Origin of the sequence: Vibrio sp. Sgm 5 (assembly GCF_026241575.1) — a bacterium.
Lineage (GTDB): Bacteria > Pseudomonadota > Gammaproteobacteria > Enterobacterales > Vibrionaceae > Vibrio > Vibrio jasicida.
In genome coordinates, this window is record NZ_JAPHPY010000004.1 from 121,427 (window position 1) to 137,749 (window position 16,323).

Annotated in this window: 13 protein-coding genes; 7 read left to right on the forward strand and 6 right to left on the reverse strand. The window is 45.5% G+C overall.

Annotation, left to right across the window (positions count from 1 at the left end; translation table 11 throughout):
- Nucleotides 1-97 precede the first annotated feature (97 nt).
- The 3 genes from OQJ86_RS03765 to hrpB form a co-directional block, all read right to left on the reverse strand.
- Nucleotides 98-2,413, reverse strand: coding sequence for a patatin-like phospholipase family protein (locus OQJ86_RS03765; RefSeq protein WP_038878927.1), 2,316 nt, complete (start codon nt 2,411-2,413; stop codon nt 98-100).
- A gap of 87 nt (nt 2,414-2,500) precedes the next feature.
- On the reverse strand, nt 2,501-4,891 hold the full coding sequence (gene mrcB / locus OQJ86_RS03770) for a penicillin-binding protein 1B (RefSeq protein ID WP_102388494.1): 2,391 nt from the start codon (nt 4,889-4,891) through the stop codon (nt 2,501-2,503).
- Nucleotides 4,884-7,352 carry an ATP-dependent helicase HrpB gene (gene hrpB / locus OQJ86_RS03775; protein WP_265986555.1) on the reverse strand — a complete coding sequence of 823 codons (2,469 nt, stop codon included), beginning with the start codon at nt 7,350-7,352 and terminating at the stop codon, nt 4,884-4,886. Before hrpB ends, mrcB begins: the two co-directional genes overlap by 8 nt.
- Before the next feature lie 67 nt (nt 7,353-7,419).
- Between hrpB and sfsA the strand changes: the two genes are divergently transcribed.
- The 7 genes from sfsA (at nt 7,420) to panC (ending at nt 13,355) form a co-directional block, all read left to right on the forward strand.
- Entirely contained in the window at nt 7,420-8,136 is a 717-nt protein-coding gene (gene sfsA, locus OQJ86_RS03780) for a DNA/RNA nuclease SfsA (RefSeq protein WP_038870521.1), read from the forward strand.
- A 136-nt stretch (nt 8,137-8,272) separates the two neighbouring features.
- Complete coding sequence (gene dksA, locus OQJ86_RS03785; RefSeq protein ID WP_010450149.1) at nt 8,273-8,719, forward strand: RNA polymerase-binding protein DksA; 447 nt, start codon at nt 8,273-8,275, stop codon at nt 8,717-8,719.
- An 88-nt stretch (nt 8,720-8,807) separates the two neighbouring features.
- Entirely contained in the window at nt 8,808-9,671 is an 864-nt protein-coding gene (gene gluQRS, locus OQJ86_RS03790; RefSeq protein ID WP_104028306.1) for a tRNA glutamyl-Q(34) synthetase GluQRS, read from the forward strand.
- Nucleotides 9,672-9,772: 101 nt separating this feature from the next.
- Complete coding sequence (pcnB, locus tag OQJ86_RS03795) at nt 9,773-11,140, forward strand: polynucleotide adenylyltransferase PcnB (protein WP_038870516.1); 1,368 nt, start codon at nt 9,773-9,775, stop codon at nt 11,138-11,140.
- Nucleotides 11,137-11,622, forward strand: a complete 486-nt coding sequence (gene folK / locus OQJ86_RS03800) for a 2-amino-4-hydroxy-6-hydroxymethyldihydropteridine diphosphokinase (protein ID WP_038870514.1) — start codon at nt 11,137-11,139, stop codon at nt 11,620-11,622. Before pcnB ends, folK begins: the two co-directional genes overlap by 4 nt.
- A 24-nt stretch (nt 11,623-11,646) precedes the next feature.
- Complete coding sequence (gene panB, locus OQJ86_RS03805; RefSeq protein ID WP_038870513.1) at nt 11,647-12,441, forward strand: 3-methyl-2-oxobutanoate hydroxymethyltransferase; 795 nt, start codon at nt 11,647-11,649, stop codon at nt 12,439-12,441.
- A gap of 11 nt (nt 12,442-12,452) precedes the next feature.
- On the forward strand, nt 12,453-13,355 hold the full coding sequence (gene panC / locus OQJ86_RS03810; RefSeq protein WP_042603137.1) for a pantoate--beta-alanine ligase: 903 nt from the start codon (nt 12,453-12,455) through the stop codon (nt 13,353-13,355).
- A gap of 54 nt (nt 13,356-13,409) precedes the next feature.
- Here the strand turns inward: panC and OQJ86_RS03815 are convergent, their stop codons facing one another.
- From OQJ86_RS03815 to OQJ86_RS03825, 3 genes are all read right to left on the reverse strand, one after another.
- On the reverse strand, nt 13,410-14,339 hold the full coding sequence (locus tag OQJ86_RS03815) for a Kdo(2)-lipid IV(A) acyltransferase (RefSeq protein ID WP_039976914.1): 930 nt from the start codon (nt 14,337-14,339) through the stop codon (nt 13,410-13,412).
- Between the two features lie 143 nt (nt 14,340-14,482).
- A complete protein-coding gene (locus OQJ86_RS03820; protein ID WP_265986565.1) occupies nt 14,483-15,253 on the reverse strand; it encodes an ABC transporter permease in 771 nt (256 codons plus the stop codon).
- Nucleotides 15,253-16,170 carry an ABC transporter ATP-binding protein gene (locus OQJ86_RS03825; RefSeq protein ID WP_038879226.1) on the reverse strand — a complete coding sequence of 306 codons (918 nt, stop codon included), beginning with the start codon at nt 16,168-16,170 and terminating at the stop codon, nt 15,253-15,255. Before OQJ86_RS03825 ends, OQJ86_RS03820 begins: the two co-directional genes overlap by 1 nt.
- Nucleotides 16,171-16,323 lie beyond the last annotated feature (153 nt).

Below are 16,323 nucleotides of genomic sequence, written 5' to 3' on the forward strand. Positions count from 1 at the left end.
AATTAAAATATCATCATTTTGACCAACATAGCAACTTACGACTAAAGTCCTGTTTATTTTGGCTAAATATGCGGAGATATTGCTGTCCTTTTCCCGGTTATTTAAATGATGTTCCAACGATCAAGTACACAGCATCTAAATCTTGCTCGGTACGACCGTACGCCAACATGATTGGTCCTACTGGTGAATCAACACCAAAGAAAATCGATGCGGCATTATACAGTGGCGCTTCATTAAGCTTCAGATCGTTGTCTGACCAAACACCACCGTGTTCAAGTGATGCGCCTAGGTACACTGGCGCTTCAAACAGCCCGAAGTCGTTATCCATCCATTTATAACGATACACCAAGCTGGTATAGAATAAGTTCTGCCCAATCAAGCTATTACGTGGGATACCAGATAGATTTAAGAAACCACCAAGTTCACGTGGGTCTAACGGGATCGAGGAGTTTTTGCTTTCTACAAAGCTGTATTCCGCCTGTCCGACTAAAGTATGACGACTGTGCGTCACTGCGCCTTTGAAACGTGCCGTGATCTCATACACAGTATCTTCGATATCACCATTAGTATTGGTTTGACGAAAATCTTCAGGGCTCTTGTCATGAGACACCAGGTAATCCAAATCAATCAACATACCATGCGTGGGAAAAGCAAAGTCGTCTAAGGTATCTAGACGGTAGTTAGCAAACACCCCCAAACGCTCGTAATCAAAAGTCCCAGCAGATGCGAGCGTTGAGGCCTCTATTTGCCCTTTGGTATAACGCCCACCAACACGGAACTCTTGCCATAACGTCGGTTGCACACCCGCAGCAAGTTCCGTTATGAACTCGGTATACGAGACAGGAAGAAAATCGTAAACCGAACCTATATCCGGGTTTTCTAAATCACTAAAAGGCCAGTTTCGGTTTTCGTTGTTGTAATTCAACTTACCCGAAACAAACAACTCCTGACTCGACAGTACCGGTGAATAAAGCTCGGCTTCAATCAACTTATCTGTACCCATGTCAACATTCAGCGTTAGCTCGGCACCATGTGAATTTAGATTAGTGAAGTTCGACGAGATACCAATGCCATATTGGCTGTCAGTATTAAAGTCATCTTCTAAGAAAAAGCGGAAGTTCAGGTAGTTTGGTCCCCAAGACTTCTCATTCACTTCAAAGACAAGTAGGTTAACACCTTCAATCTCTTCGAAATGGTAAGTAATCAGTTCAAAACGATCTAAGGCATAAAGATTTTCGACTGCTTTTTCGATTTCAGCCGTTTTGAGAGGACGACCAGTATCAAGCTCGAGTCGGTTGGTCAGTAAGACGTCACTATAGTGGGTGTTATTGACAATAACAATTTGATCAACAACCCGCTCATCACCATATTCTAATCCTTTACGAACGTCTTGTTTGTGCTCGATATATTTTTGGTATTCCGCGTTAGAGACACTCAAGGATTCAAGCTTGGATTTGAGTTTTTTAGTGATGTCGTAGCCAGCTTGAAATGCGCTCGGCATCTTTTCAAATTCTACGGTTTCCATTTGCCCAACATCTGGACGAATGTAAACATCATCATCTTTCAGAGTTTCCGCTTGCTCTTGAGTGCTACGACGCACCAAATAATTCGACAACTGATCCGCAACCGCAAACAAGCCGGTGAAGTCTTCTTTGTTTTTATAATCTGTACTGATGTCGACCGCAATGACTATATCCGCTCCCATCGCGCGCGCTACGTCGACAGGCATGTTATTGACAACGCCACCATCCACCAGCATATGACCGTTGAGCTCGTATGGAGGAAGCGCGCCCGGTACCGACATGCTCGCCATCATCGCATCAACTAAGTAACCGTTATCGAGCACGACTTCATCAAGCTCGACGATGTCAGTCGCGACAGAACGATAAGGGATAGCAAGTTGGTCAAAAGAGTCAAAGCGTCCTAGATTGCCCGTCGTTTCGCGCAGAATGCGCAACATGTTCTGCCCTTGCACAACACCAGTTGGGGAACGCACCTCACCAAACCTCAGACCAAGATCTGTCGTTATTTGGTAGCGGTCTTCGTATTCTTTGTCGCGAACGCGACGTTGGCTGCGATCAACGCGATCTCGGTAACCGCTGTTCCAATCCACGCTGTAGATAAAACTCTCAATTTCATCAGCACTCATACCCGTCGCGTACAAACCTCCGACATAAGCGCCCATGCTTGTACCGGTAATGATATCAACGGGAATGTTCATCTCTTCAAGGGCTTTAAGCACACCAATATGCGCAGCGCCTTTCGCACCACCACCAGCGAGAACCACCGCAATTTTAGGACGAGAGCCGTCCTCTTCGAGATGTTTAGCAAAGGAAGGTGTGGCAATCAAAAAGGAGCAGACCCAAAGCGCAAAACCATGCACTAACGGGCTATTGGACATCTTTTTGAACATTCACATCTTCCTTTACTGAATATTGATCAACTACTTTTACTAAGAATCGACCAATGAAACAAGTCAGTGATAGCGTTTTTGGTAGCCTTACCAATCAAATAAATTATTCAACCAGTTCGATTTTTTCTCGCACTGCTGTTTTATTTGGCCTGTTTTATCCCACACTGGCAACTTATATTCGCTACGACAGTTCAGTTCCAACGCACCATTCGCCGCTTTTTGGAAACCCAATGTCGTCACTTCTTTTGGCCATGGCAATTCCAGTCGCTCAGGGATACGTTGCTGCAAATATTCGGCGTAAACACGCAGAGCACCGCTTGAACCCGTCAACTTGGTAGATTTATTATCATCGCGCCCCAGCCAAACGGTTGTCACTTCCCGACCATCAACACCGACAAACCAACTATCACGGCTGTCATTACTGGTGCCCGTTTTACCTGCTAACGCCGCCCATGAGAATTGGCTTTGTAAGAAACGGCCAGTTCCTTGTGCAACACCTTGCTTCATTGCGTATGTAGTTAGCCATGCCGCTTGCTGATCAACAGCCTGAGCCGAACGAGGCAGTGATTGATAAATCACATTACCATCCATATCGATAACCGAACGCAATGCTGACAGTTTCGCGCGTTTACCCGAGTTTGTTACCGTCTGGTACATCTGTGCGACTTCAAATGGCGTCAGAGAGAAAGAACCTAAGAACATAGATGGCACTGGGCGGATCTCATTTTTATCAACGCCGAGACGTTCTAGCGTATCAGAAACCTCAGGAATACCGAGTTCCATCCCCAAACGAACGGTTGGCACATTAAGAGATTTCGCTAGTGCTAGGTATAGAGGCACATCACCACGGAATTTACGGTCGAAATTACGTGGCGACCAAACGCTACCCTTACTGCCTTTCAAACTTAACGGCGTATCGTGAAGCGTGGTAGCGAGGTTGTATTTCTCTGGTTGCTCTAATGCCGTCAAGTAAATTGCAGGCTTCACTAACGAACCAATTGGACGACTCGCATTCAATGCTCGGTTAAAGCCCTCGTAGCCGACACGCTTACCACCAACCATGGCACGAATCTCGCCACTATGACGGTCAACCGCAACCGCTGCAGCTTCAAGTTCTTTACCTGCTCGCTTAGCCAACTCAGGTACCTTTTTCGCAATCGCTTGTTCTAGCTTACTTTGCGAAACAGGATCGAGAGACGTAAACAAACGTAACCCCGTTTCAGCTTTGAAGTTATCACCCACTTTTTCTTTCAGCTCAATATTCAGTTGCTGGAAATAAGCGGGCTGACGGCTTGCTATACGAGGTTTACTTTGCGTATCTAACGGACGATTGACTGCTTGTTCATACTGTTCAGAAGTCAGCATGTCTTGTTGCATCAAGAGGCGTAAAACTAGATCACGACGTGTTTTCGTGCGCTCAGGGTAACGAATTGGATTGTAGTAAGATGGCCCTTTAACCATACCCACCAGCATCGCAAGTTGGTCGATACGAAGCTCCTGGATTGGTTGTCCAAAGTAGTATCGTGATGCCAAAGCAAAGCCATGAATCGCATCCCCGCCACTTTGACCGAGATAAACTTCGTTGAGGTAAGCCTCAAGAATTCGATCTTTGCTGTATCGATAATCCAAAATCAGTGCGATATACGCTTCACGAACTTTACGCCATAACGTTTTATCGCGAGTTAAGAATAAGTTTTTTGCTAACTGCTGGGTCAGCGTACTGCCACCTTGTACGGTACGGCCTGCCTTGATGTTGGCAACAAGTGCACGACCAATCGCCAAAGGAGAGACTCCATCATGCTGGTAGAAATCACGATCTTCGGTCGCAAGAAGTGCATCGACAAGAATTTCAGGGAATTGATCACGACGTAGGAACAATCGTTGTTCGTTTTGATCTTTCTCCAGCATACCCAACATCTTAGGTTCAATACGCAAGTAACCTAAATCTCCTTTTGATTCGAGAGATTGAATGCGCGTTAAGCCGCTGCTTGAGAAATGCAACATCACGTGACGATCAGGCTCAGGGCCATCAGCAAATTCAAAAGGACGACGGATGAGCTCAATACGAGTGGAAGAGGAAGAGTATTCGCCAGGATAACGCGGTTGACTAACCTTACGGTAATTCAAAACATCTAGCTCGTTACGCATTTCTTTGATGGTTATGTTTTCACCAGGATTCAAATTGAGAATGCGAGCGTACACGACCGTTGGCAAATCAAACAACTGCCCATCGAAACGATCTTTCACTACACTATCTAAATAAATCCCGACGAAAAGCAATACTGCGGCCAACGCTACACCCGCTTTCCAGCTAAATGACCAAATGATTTTAAGCCAAGACTGCTTGCCATTACTTGGCTTCTTCGATGGCGATTTTCTCGGTCGCTTCGCACCGCTTTTCTTAGCGGCAGTCGTTTTACTTGACGTTGTTTTCTTCGCTGGTGCTCTTTTTGCACTGGGCTTTTTTGTATCAGTCATTATTCAATTGTCTTTTTGTTTTTGTTGTCGCTACATGAGTGGCAGGATCATCAGGCCAAACGTGTTTTGGATATCGGCCTTTCATCTCTTTTTGCACTTCTTTGTAGCTTCCTGCCCAAAAGGCAGCTAAATCCGTTGTCACCTGAAGAGGCCGTTGTGCTGGAGAAAGTAACTCTAACACCAATCGCTTGCGACCTTGTGCCACCGTTGGAGAAGTGCTCTCTCCAAACACTTCTTGCATACGCACTGACAGCACAGGCTCATGACCAAATTGGTAACGAATGCGCTTTTTCGAACCTGTTGGTAAGCGATAATCTTCTGGCAACCACTCATCAATCTGTTGATTCAACGGCCAACCTAATCGAGCGTTCAACGCTTCCACTAGGTTCACTTTCGCCAAATCTTTCGCCGATGAAACCGTGCTCATGTACGGCTCTAGCCACTCTTCTAGGCCATTAAGCAAACTGGTCTCATCAAAACTTGGCCAAGCTTGCTCAGGTAACCATTCCACTGCGCAGCGAATACGTTCTAACAAATTTTCCGCTGCCGACGTCCAGTTTAGACTCAGTAAGCCCTGACGGCGGACATAAGTGAGTAAAGCTTGTGTCATTTTTTCTTTACCCGGACTCGGCAAGGCTTCACGCTTAATCACCAGTTGACCAAGTTTGATTTGGCGTTCGGCAATCAAACGGCCTTTTTTCTCATCCCAATCAACCAAATCAGCCGTCGTGAAAAGGTGCTCGAACATTTCTTGTAATGCGTTGATATCTAAGTCACAAGCTAGGTTAATTTGGCTTGAGTTAGAATGCGAGCGCATCAAATCAATCGCAACTAAGTAATCACAACCACCGAGTGTCTCTTCTGGTCGACACTCAGCACCATGCCCGTTAGACAAAGTAAAACGACCATATTGGTTAACACGCTGCTGCGCAATGCGATCGGGGAAAGCTAAGCTCAATACTAACGCTAGCACTCGCTCATCAACATCAGGTAGGCTGTATACTGTATCCAGTTTGTGCGCCAGCGCTTGAGATCGCTTGTGCAATATAGCTTTCTTTGCATGTGTACCACTTACCCAGCGATGTAGGCTATGCGCGATGTTAGTCACATTGCGCTCGGGCTCTTCAATTAGGGCGACCGCAGCCAAAGCGGTATTTAGCATTTTTTCACTGCGCTGCTGTGCTTGAATCAGCATTGCTGCTGAGCGCGGCTCTACACCAAGAGCGTGGGCCGTTTTACCTGCAGAAGTAAGTTGGCCTTGCTCGGTAAGTAACCCTAAAGAAATCAACAGCTGTTTAGCCTGAGCAAGCGATGCTGAAGAAGGAATATTCAACCATTTAAGCTCTGCGATATCCCCTGCTCCCCAGAATGATAGTTCCATGACCAAGCTTGCTAAATCTGAGTGCAGGATTTCTGGTTGGGGAACTTGCGGTTGCTGCTTGAATTGGCTTTCCGAATACAACCGGACGCAAATGCCCTCTTCAATACGCCCTGCACGACCAGCACGTTGAATCGCAGACGATTGTGCCACTCGCACTTGCTCCAAGCGCGTAAGTCCATTCTTCAAATCAAAACGCGCCACACGTTCTAATCCAGAATCGACGACCAATCGAATGCCTTCAATGGTCAAAGAAGTTTCAGCAATATTAGTCGCGAGCACGACTTTGCGTTTACCTCCAAAAGCGGGAGCAATGGCTTTTTGTTGCTCGGCAAAGCTCAATTGACCATATAAAGGGCAAACTTCCACAGAATTAGGAAGATGTGACAAACGTTCCGCGACCTGCTTAATTGCCCCAACGCCAGGCAGAAAGGCGAGCAACGACCCTGTTTCTTTCTGAATTAGGCTTTCAATCGTCCTTGCCATTGATGTGGGCAAATGATCATTTGTACCCAGAGGTAAATAACGCGTTTCCACCTCAAAACTTCGCCCTTCAGACTCAATATATTCAGCCTCTGGCAACAAGGTTTGTAAGGCATCTTGGTCAAGCGTAGCTGACATCACTACCAGCTTGAGGTCGTCTCTCAACGCTTCTTGAACCTCTAAACTAAAGGCCAATGCCGTATCAGCATGAATACTTCGCTCATGAAACTCATCAAAGATCAGCAGGTCGATGCCATCTAACTCTGGGTCATTTTGGATCATCCGAGTCATGATCCCTTCCGTTACAATTTCAAGTTGCGTATTTTTACTTACCTTCGTCTCACCACGTACACGATAACCAACTCGATCTCCAACTTGTTCCCCCAACTGCTGTGCTAGATAACGCGCAATATTACGAGCCGCTAAACGTCTTGGTTCTAGCATGATGATTTTGCCCGTGACGGTTTGGCTTTGAAGAAGCTTTAGAGGAAAGAATGTCGACTTACCGGCACCCGGCGCAGCTTTTAAGATCACTTGATGTTGATGATTAACCGCAGCAAGTAATTGCGGCATCACGGCTTCAATCGGCAATTGTGACAAAGGAAATACCTTGTGTTGTAATGTTGGCAACATTGTACATAAAAACAGTCCCCCCTAAAGAAGCAAAATGCATTTCGAACCTACTCTAGAGTCAGCGACTCTGCTCAAACGCTACAAACGCTTTCTTGCCGATATCGAATTGGATAACGGCGAAGTTCGCACTATCCACTGTGCCAATACTGGTGCAATGACAGGCTGCGCCACACCAGGCAACAAAGTTTGGTACTCCACTTCTGATAACCCTAAGCGCAAATATCCCAATAGTTGGGAGCTCAGTGAAACACAACAGGGCCATAAAATCTGTATTAACACCGCTCGAGCTAACCAACTTGCCGTAGAAGCAATTGAAAATAATGTCATTTCAGAACTGTGTGGGTATGACAAACTTCAAACTGAAGTGAAATATGGCAATGAAAATAGTCGAATTGATATCTTGCTCAGCGCAAGTGACAAATCAAAGTGTTATATAGAAGTGAAAAGCGTCACGCTGTTGGATGAAGAAAGCGCATCCGGCCAAGGCTATTTCCCTGATGCCGTGACTACTCGAGGACAAAAGCACCTGCGAGAGCTCACAGAAATGGCACAAACTGGAAGTAGAGCCATACTTTTATTCACTGTTTTACATTCAGGTATTGAAAAAGTATCTGCGGCGCACCATATAGACGCGAAATATTCAACTTTACTAAAACAAGCACAAGACGCTGGAGTGGAAGTTCTCTGCTACAAAGCTGAACTGAGCAATACTGAAGTCAAGCTAATCTCTGCTATTGAATTTATCAATTAAGAGAAAAAATGATGTTATCTTCACAATGACGATAAGTTTGCAATTCAGTAATTGCCTGCACCGCCTCTTTTTGCTATAGATACCCGCCTTAAATTGACTGCAAAGCAGTTGACTAGGTGTAAGTAGGAGATGCTGTATGCCAGAATCAAAGAAGAAAACGATAGGCATCCTAGCCATTGCCGGCGTGGAGCCATATCAGGAAAAGCCTGGTGAAGAGTACATGTCACCAGAACAGGTTGAACACTTTACGAAAATCTTAACAGCTTGGCGTAATCAGCTCAGGGAAGAAGTCGATCGCACTGTACACCATATGCAGGACGAAGCAGCAAACTTCCCAGATCCAGTTGACCGTGCTTCTCAAGAGGAAGAGTTCAGCTTAGAACTGCGTAACCGTGACCGTGAGCGTCGCCTGATCAAGAAGATCGAAAAAACACTTGATAAAATCACTGAAGAAGATTTCGGCTTCTGTGAATCATGTGGTGTTGAAATTGGTGTTCGTCGCCTTGAAGCGCGTCCAACCGCAGACCTTTGTATCGACTGTAAAACACTTGCAGAGATCAAAGAGAAACAAATGCAAGGTTAATCAACCAAGCATGATGATTATTGAAAGGGAGCTCAGGCTCCCTTTTTGTTTTGGCTTAGCTTTATTAGAATAATTTCGAGATACACGCATGACACGCTATGTAGGTCGATTCGCACCATCCCCTTCTGGGCCATTACATTTTGGATCGTTAGTAGCTGCGCTCGGCAGCTACTTTCAAGCGAAAGCCAATCACGGAGATTGGTTGGTACGTATCGAAGACCTTGATCCACCCAGAGAAATGCCGGGAGCTTCTGACGAGATTCTAAGTGCACTACGCGCTTACCATTTGCACTGGGACGGCAACGTCGTATACCAAAGCGAACGTCATCACTTATACCAAACACAAATCGATGCTTGGTTAAAGAATGGCGACGCTTATTATTGCCAATGTACTCGCAAGCAAATTAAAGAACACGGCGGCTATTATCTGGGAACATGTCGAGATAAAGGCTTGAAAGAAGGCGCAATTCGCCTAAAAATGACCAAACCTATCGCTGATTTTCTCGATAAGAAACAAGGCACCATGACGATTCCAGAAGCTCTAGTAAATGAAGATTTCATTATTAAGCGTCGAGATGGATTATTTGCCTATAATCTTGCGGTAGTATTAGATGACATCGACCAAGGGGTTACCGAAGTCGTTCGTGGTGCGGATTTAATTGAGCCCACAGGTCGTCAAATCAGCTTGTACCAAATACTTGGGCAACCAGAAGTAAGCTATTTACACTTACCGTTAGCGATGGATTCAAACGGTAATAAGCTGTCAAAACAAAACCATGCGACGGCTATTGATGTCGACAATCCGAAGCCAGCTCTGCTGCATGCCATGACATTTTTAGGCTTTGATATACCTGACGATGTAAAAGGCGCAAACCTTGAAGAAATACTGCGTTGGGGTTGCGAAAATTGGCACTTAGAACAGCTTCCAGCAGAGATCGAGATCACACCGTGATTCTCAAATGGCACTGCGTAGGCTATCATTAGCCGCAAAATTGGCCCTCGAGGCGTAGAAACTAACCAAAGCAAGATTGGATTAAACCCAGTTATTGCCAGATGCACATGAATACAAACGACTATACACCAAGCGAATCTGCCATGATCCCAGAACTCGCTCTTAATGTAATTACTCGTGAAGAGCACAATATCTCGCGTAAGCATATCAGTGACAATGCACTGAAAGTGCTATACCGACTGAACGGTGCCGGTTTCGATGCTTATCTTGTAGGTGGCGGGGTTCGAGACTTACTGCTTGGACAAAAACCAAAAGACTTTGATATTGCAACGAACGCGACACCAGAGCAGATCAAACAGTTATTTAGAAACTGCCGTTTGATCGGTCGTCGCTTCCGTCTCGCACACATTATGTTTGGTCGAGACATCATCGAAGTTGCAACGTTCCGTGGTCACCACCAAGAGCAACAGAACAAAAGTATCTCCCAGCAATCGAAAGAAGGGATGCTACTTCGCGACAACGTATACGGCACCGTAGATGAAGATGCCGAACGTCGCGACTTCACGATTAACTCGATGTACTACAACATCGCAGACTACTCAATTCACGATTATGCGCGTGGTATTGAAGATCTAGAAGATCGCCTTATTCGCCTGATCGGTGACCCAGAAACCCGTTACCGCGAAGACCCAGTACGTATGCTGCGTGCAGTTCGCTTTGCGGTGAAATTGGACTTCGATATCGAAGAAGATACCGCGGCACCAATCGAAGAGATGGCACCACTACTACGTGATATTCCATCGGCACGTCTGTTCGAGGAATCACTGAAACTGCTTCAGTCTGGGTATGGGCTAGAAACCTACCATTTATTGCGTGAATACAACTTATTCCAACAGTTGTTCCCTGCAATTTCAGAGCACTTCACTGAAGATTATGAATCTCACACTGAGCAAATGCTTGATTTAGTGTTGGATTCAACCGATATGCGCATCGAAGAAGGTAAGCGTATTAACCCTGCCTTTATGTTTGCTGCAATGCTGTGGTACCCACTGTGTGCAATGGCAGACAAACTCATGGAACAGCGTAATCTGTGCCATTACGATGCCATCATGGAAGCAAGCAACATCATTCTTGATGACCAAGTACGTTCAATCGCCATTCCGCGCCGTCATACCGCGACCATACGCGAGATTTGGCAGCTGCAATTACGTCTTCCACGTCGCAATGGTAAGCGTGCTTTCCGCCTGATGGAGCTCAATAAATTTAGAGCTGGCTTTGATTTTCTTGAAATGCGCGGTGAAATTGAAGGCGGCGACACTCAGAAGCTTGCTAAGTGGTGGGAAACTTTCCAAAATGCTGGCCGAGAAATGCGCCAAGCCATGGCGGCAGACCTAGATGGCCAAGCACCAAAAACAGGCCAACGACGTCGTAAAACCTATCGCAAGAAAAAGAGTAAACCAAACTCATGATCACAGCGTACATTGCGGTAGGCAGTAACTTGGCTGATCCCGTCAGCCAAGCTAAATTAGCGATTGAAGCACTGAAGACCCTGCCTAAAACAGAGTTTATTCAAGCTTCTTCGCTATACAGCAGCACACCAATGGGTCCGCAAAACCAGCCGGATTACATCAATGCGGTTGTGGCAATTAAAACCAATTTGACGCCACTTGAACTGCTCGATTGCACCCAAGCAATAGAGCAAGAGCAAGGGCGTGTCCGTAAAGACGAGCGTTGGGGACCAAGAACCTTGGATCTCGACATCGTGTTATATGGCAATGAGGTGATTGATTCCGAAAGACTGACAGTTCCACATTATGGAATGAGAGAGCGCGAGTTCGTACTCTACCCTCTTGCGGAAATTGCACCAAGTTTACAACTCCCAGACGGGATCGAGGTGTCGTCACTACTTGAAAAAGTAGATCGCAACGGCCTCAATATTTGGCAGTCATAGCCAACTCCTAGTGAGGATAAAACAATGAAAAAAATGACCATTAACGACCTGATTAAGTGGAAGCAAGAAGGTCGTAAATTTGCTACTTCAACTGCATACGATGCAAGCTTTGCCCAACTTTTCGAAAGCCAAGAAATGCCAGTTTTACTGGTAGGTGACTCTCTAGGCATGGTTCTGCAAGGTAAGACCGACACGTTACCTGTTACTGTTGAAGATATTGCTTATCACACTCGCTGTGTACGCGCTGGTAGCCCGAATTGTCTTTTGATGGCTGATATGCCATTCATGAGCTATGCAACGCCAGAGCAAGCGTGTGAGAACGCAGCAGTACTCATGCGTGCTGGCGCAAATATGGTAAAAATTGAAGGCGGCGACTGGTTAGTAGATACCGTAAAAATGCTAACGGAACGCGCGGTACCAGTCTGTGCACACTTGGGCCTAACACCACAATCTGTAAACATCTTTGGTGGTTACAAAGTGCAAGGTCGCGATCAAGAAAAAGCCGATCGTATGGTAAAAGATGCATTAGCACTGCAAGAAGCCGGCGCTCAAATTGTTTTACTCGAGTGTGTTCCAGCTGAATTGGCAGCTCGTATTACTCAAGTACTTGATGTACCAGTAATTGGCATCGGTGCAGGTAACGTAACGGACGGTCAAATCCTAGTTATGCACGATATGTTCGGAATTTCGGCGAACTACATGCCAAAGTTCTCGAAAAACTTCCTTGCTGAAACAGGCGATATGCGTACAGCTGTGGCAAAATACATGGCAGACGTTGAAAGTGCAGTGTTCCCAGACGACGCTCATACTATTGCCTAGAGGATAAATGCATGCACACTTTTGCAGAAATCTCAGCCATTCGTGAACAGATCAAGACGTTCAAACGTGAAGGTCGTAAAGTTGCGTTTGTCCCAACCATGGGCAACCTACACGAAGGCCATCTAACACTGGTTCGTAAAGCACGCGAGTACGCCGATGTCGTTGTGGTAAGCATCTTTGTCAACCCGATGCAGTTTGAACGTGCAGACGATTTAAATAACTACCCTCGTACACTTGAAGAAGATCTTAACAAGCTAAGCGGTGAAGGCGTCGAGTTGGTATTCACACCGACACCAGAGATCATTTACCCTGAAGGCTTAGATAAACAGACTTTTGTCGATGTGCCTGGGCTTTCTACGATTCTTGAAGGCGCTTCTCGTCCGGGCCATTTCCGTGGCGTGACGACTATCGTAAATAAGTTATTCAACATCGTTCAACCTGATGTAGCTTGCTTTGGTGAGAAAGATTTCCAACAGCTTGCTGTTATTCGTAAGATGGTTGATGATCTAGCAATGGACATCGAAATCGTAGGTGTCGCAACCGTTCGTGAAATGGACGGCCTTGCAATGAGCTCTCGCAATGGCCTGCTAACGATTGATGAGCGTCAACGCGCACCTGTTTTAGCACGTACTATGCGCTGGATCAGTAGCGCGATGCGTGGTGGTCGTGACGATTACGCTTCAGTGATTGAAGATGCAAATGATCAATTACGCGCTGCCGGTTTGCAGCCAGATGAAATCTTCATTCGTGATGCTCGCACACTTCAAGCAATCACAACAGAGACCACTCAAGCCGTGATCTTGATGTCTGCCTTCTTAGGTAAAGCACGCCTCATCGACAACCAAACTGTTGATATGGCGGTAGAAGCTAAAGAAGAAGAATCTAGCGAAGCGAATTCAGCAAACGCTGAATAAACGAAATTCGCAAATAAAAAGGTCGGCACTAAGCCGACCTTTTTTGTATCCCTCTTACGCATAAACGCCACTCAAACCTTCCGGACGAGTTTTAAACCGCTTATGCAGCCACATCCAAGCTGGCACGTCTCTTCTTATCATGCCTTCAAGTTCTTGATTTAAAATACTTGCCGCTTTGACTGGATTACGGCGCTCGAAACGTCCACTGAGATCTTCACCAATATAGAGCGTGTAGTGAGAATGTTCACTGACCGTAACCCCTGACATCACTGCACATTTTGTCGCATCAATAAGCACACTTGATCCTGCAGTACTCGCGGCTTGCTCAACAGCGAAAAACGGGGCGAAGACCGAATTTTTAACACCGTAATCATGGTCAGGTAAGTACCACAGTCGCTGACCGTTTTTCAGCACTTTAAGCATTGATTTAACGTCTTTCCGATCAATCATTTGATGGCCGCAACGCGTGCGTCCTCGATGCTGAACAAACTCATAAACAGGGTTTGAATTCGGTCGATAAACACCATAGCCTTTGGCAAATTGACTAAAAATACGCGCCGTCATTTCCAAATTTAGGTGATGACTGCAAACCACCAGTACACCACGCCCATTTTTCTCTTGTTCCAGTAAACGCTCTTTTCCAACCACCTTGGCTAGACGCTTCACTCGCCACTCAGGCCAAAACCAAGCCATTCCGGTCTCGATCAGCGCCATCCCTGTGTATTTAAAGTTTGTCTTTACCAGTACATCGCATTCTTGAGCGCTGTATTCGGGAAAGCAGAGTTTTAAATTTTGCTTTGCAATGCCTTTACGGCGCTTCATGGCCAGCATCGCAAGCGAACCAATGCCCCTACCTAACAAACGTAAGGCTGAGTATGGAAGCAGATTGACAATCAGCGCCAACAGACCAAAGGCGAACCAAACAGACCAATATTTAGGAAGAAGCAATTTAAAAGAGAAAGATGGAGAGGGGACAATATTCATGGCTTCACTCATTTACAGCAAATGCATTTACAACAAATGAATCAAACCTAGCATGTTAAAAGTCGAAAAATTGTATGGGAATGTATTGGTGTGCATTAAGAAAGGGCAGCTCTCATGGCTGCCCTTTGAATGTGTTGTTAAGGTTAACTTCTTAACCCAATCCCCTTAGTCACTAGATAGTGAGCCAGCGCGTAGAGCGCAACCACAAAGACGATCAATACGCTAAACGACGTAACGATACCCACATCAGACACACCAAGGAAACCATAACGGAAAGCGTTCACCATGTAGACGATTGGATTTAGCTTAGAGACTCCTTGCCAAAATTCAGGCAATAGACTGATGGAGTAAAAAACACCGCCAAGATAAGTCAGCGGAGTCAGAACGAACGTAGGGATAATCGAGATATCATCAAACGTTTTCGCATAAACCGCATTAATTAAGCCACCAAGTGAAAATACCACTGACGTCATAAAGACGGTCGCAATGATGATGCCCCAGTGATCGACTTGCAAATCAACAAAGAAGAGCGAAACAAACGTGACAATCGTTCCGACTAATAGGCCACGTACGACGCCGCCCATCACAAAGCCGAGAATGATGATGTAGTTCGGCACTGGCGCCACTAACAATTCCTCGATGTTTCTTTGGAATTTGGAACTAAAGAAAGAGGAAGCCACATTCGAGTATGAGTTCGTGATCACCGACATCATGATCAAACCCGGAACAATGTATTCCATATAACTAAAGCCGTTCATGTCACCGATGCGAGAGCCAATCAAGTTACCGAAAATAATGAAATACAACGTCATCGTAATCGCAGGTGGTACCAAAGTTTGCACCCAAATACGCGTAAAACGGTTCACTTCTTTTGTAACTAGGCTACAAAAAGCCGTCCAATACAATTGGTACATTATTGGTTACCTCCACGTACGATACTGACAAACAACTCTTCCAAACGGTTCGCTTTGTTTCGCATAGACAGCACTTTTACACCTAGATCAGATAATTGGTTAAACACCGAGTTCAACCCTTGGCTCTTATCTAATTCGATTTCCAATGAACCATTGACCATCGATTGGCTACTTACCCCTTGAAGTGCTGGCACTTCACCGTCGAACTCAATATCTAGGATAAAAGTTTCTACCGTCAATTTACCCAACAGCGCCTTCATGGTCGTATTTTCAATCAGTTCACCTTTGTTAATGATACCGATATTACGACACAGCATTTCTGCTTCTTCCAAGTAATGCGTGGTCAAAATGATGGTAATGCCCTGCTCTTGGTTGATCTCCTTTAAGAAGTCCCACATTGAACGACGCAGTTCAATATCCACCCCTGCGGTTGGTTCATCAAGGATCAGCAATTGAGGCTCGTGCATTAGAGCTCGTGCAATCATCAAACGACGCTTCATACCACCAGACAAGTTACGCGCACGTTCCTTACGTTTCTCCCATAAGTCGAGTTTGGTCAGGTACTTTTCTGCACGCTCTTTAGCTAGCGCTTTTGAAACCCCATAATACCCCGCTTGCTGCATGACAATCTGTTCAACGGTTTCAAATTGGTTGAAGTTGAATTCTTGAGGAACCAAACCTAGGTTTTGCTTCGCCAATTCAAGATGCGTATCAATGTCATACCCAAACACCTTGGTGGTGCCAGATGTCTTGTTGACTAAAGAAGAGATAATGCCAATGGTGGTTGATTTACCAGCCCCATTCGGCCCAAGAAGTGCGTAAAAGTCACCTTTCTTTACTTGTAAGCTGATGCCCTTCAACGCTTCAAATCCGCCCGCATAGGTCTTGCGAAGCTGTTCAATTTCTAATGCGTACATTGCGTAATACTTGCCATCTGTTGATGAATCGTGAATGCCAATACCAAATGGGGAAACTGCTGTCGGCGTCATAACCGACTATCGGTATTGCACTAAAGTTGAATTAGTTTATCGTTGAATAACGATGAATACAAATAAACCTTTCTATAAAAT

Excerpts from the sequence above, each read along its gene's own strand:
- OQJ86_RS03815 (WP_039976914.1), bottom strand. The coding sequence starts at position 14,339 with ATGAATATTGTCCCCTCTCCATCTTTCTCTTTTAAATTGCTTCTTCCT.
- mrcB (WP_102388494.1), bottom strand. The coding sequence starts at position 4,891 with ATGACTGATACAAAAAAGCCCAGTGCAAAAAGAGCACCAGCGAAGAAA.
- panB (WP_038870513.1), top strand. The coding sequence starts at position 11,647 with ATGAAAAAAATGACCATTAACGACCTGATTAAGTGGAAGCAAGAAGGT.
- panC (WP_042603137.1), top strand. The coding sequence starts at position 12,453 with ATGCACACTTTTGCAGAAATCTCAGCCATTCGTGAACAGATCAAGACG.
- OQJ86_RS03765 (WP_038878927.1), bottom strand. The coding sequence starts at position 2,413 with ATGTTCAAAAAGATGTCCAATAGCCCGTTAGTGCATGGTTTTGCGCTT.
- sfsA (WP_038870521.1), top strand. The coding sequence starts at position 7,420 with ATGCATTTCGAACCTACTCTAGAGTCAGCGACTCTGCTCAAACGCTAC.
- OQJ86_RS03825 (WP_038879226.1), bottom strand. The coding sequence starts at position 16,170 with ATGTACGCATTAGAAATTGAACAGCTTCGCAAGACCTATGCGGGCGGA.
- OQJ86_RS03820 (WP_265986565.1), bottom strand. The coding sequence starts at position 15,253 with ATGTACCAATTGTATTGGACGGCTTTTTGTAGCCTAGTTACAAAAGAA.
- pcnB (WP_038870516.1), top strand. The coding sequence starts at position 9,773 with ATGCACATGAATACAAACGACTATACACCAAGCGAATCTGCCATGATC.
- folK (WP_038870514.1), top strand. The coding sequence starts at position 11,137 with ATGATCACAGCGTACATTGCGGTAGGCAGTAACTTGGCTGATCCCGTC.
- gluQRS (WP_104028306.1), top strand. The coding sequence starts at position 8,808 with ATGACACGCTATGTAGGTCGATTCGCACCATCCCCTTCTGGGCCATTA.
- dksA (WP_010450149.1), top strand. The coding sequence starts at position 8,273 with ATGCCAGAATCAAAGAAGAAAACGATAGGCATCCTAGCCATTGCCGGC.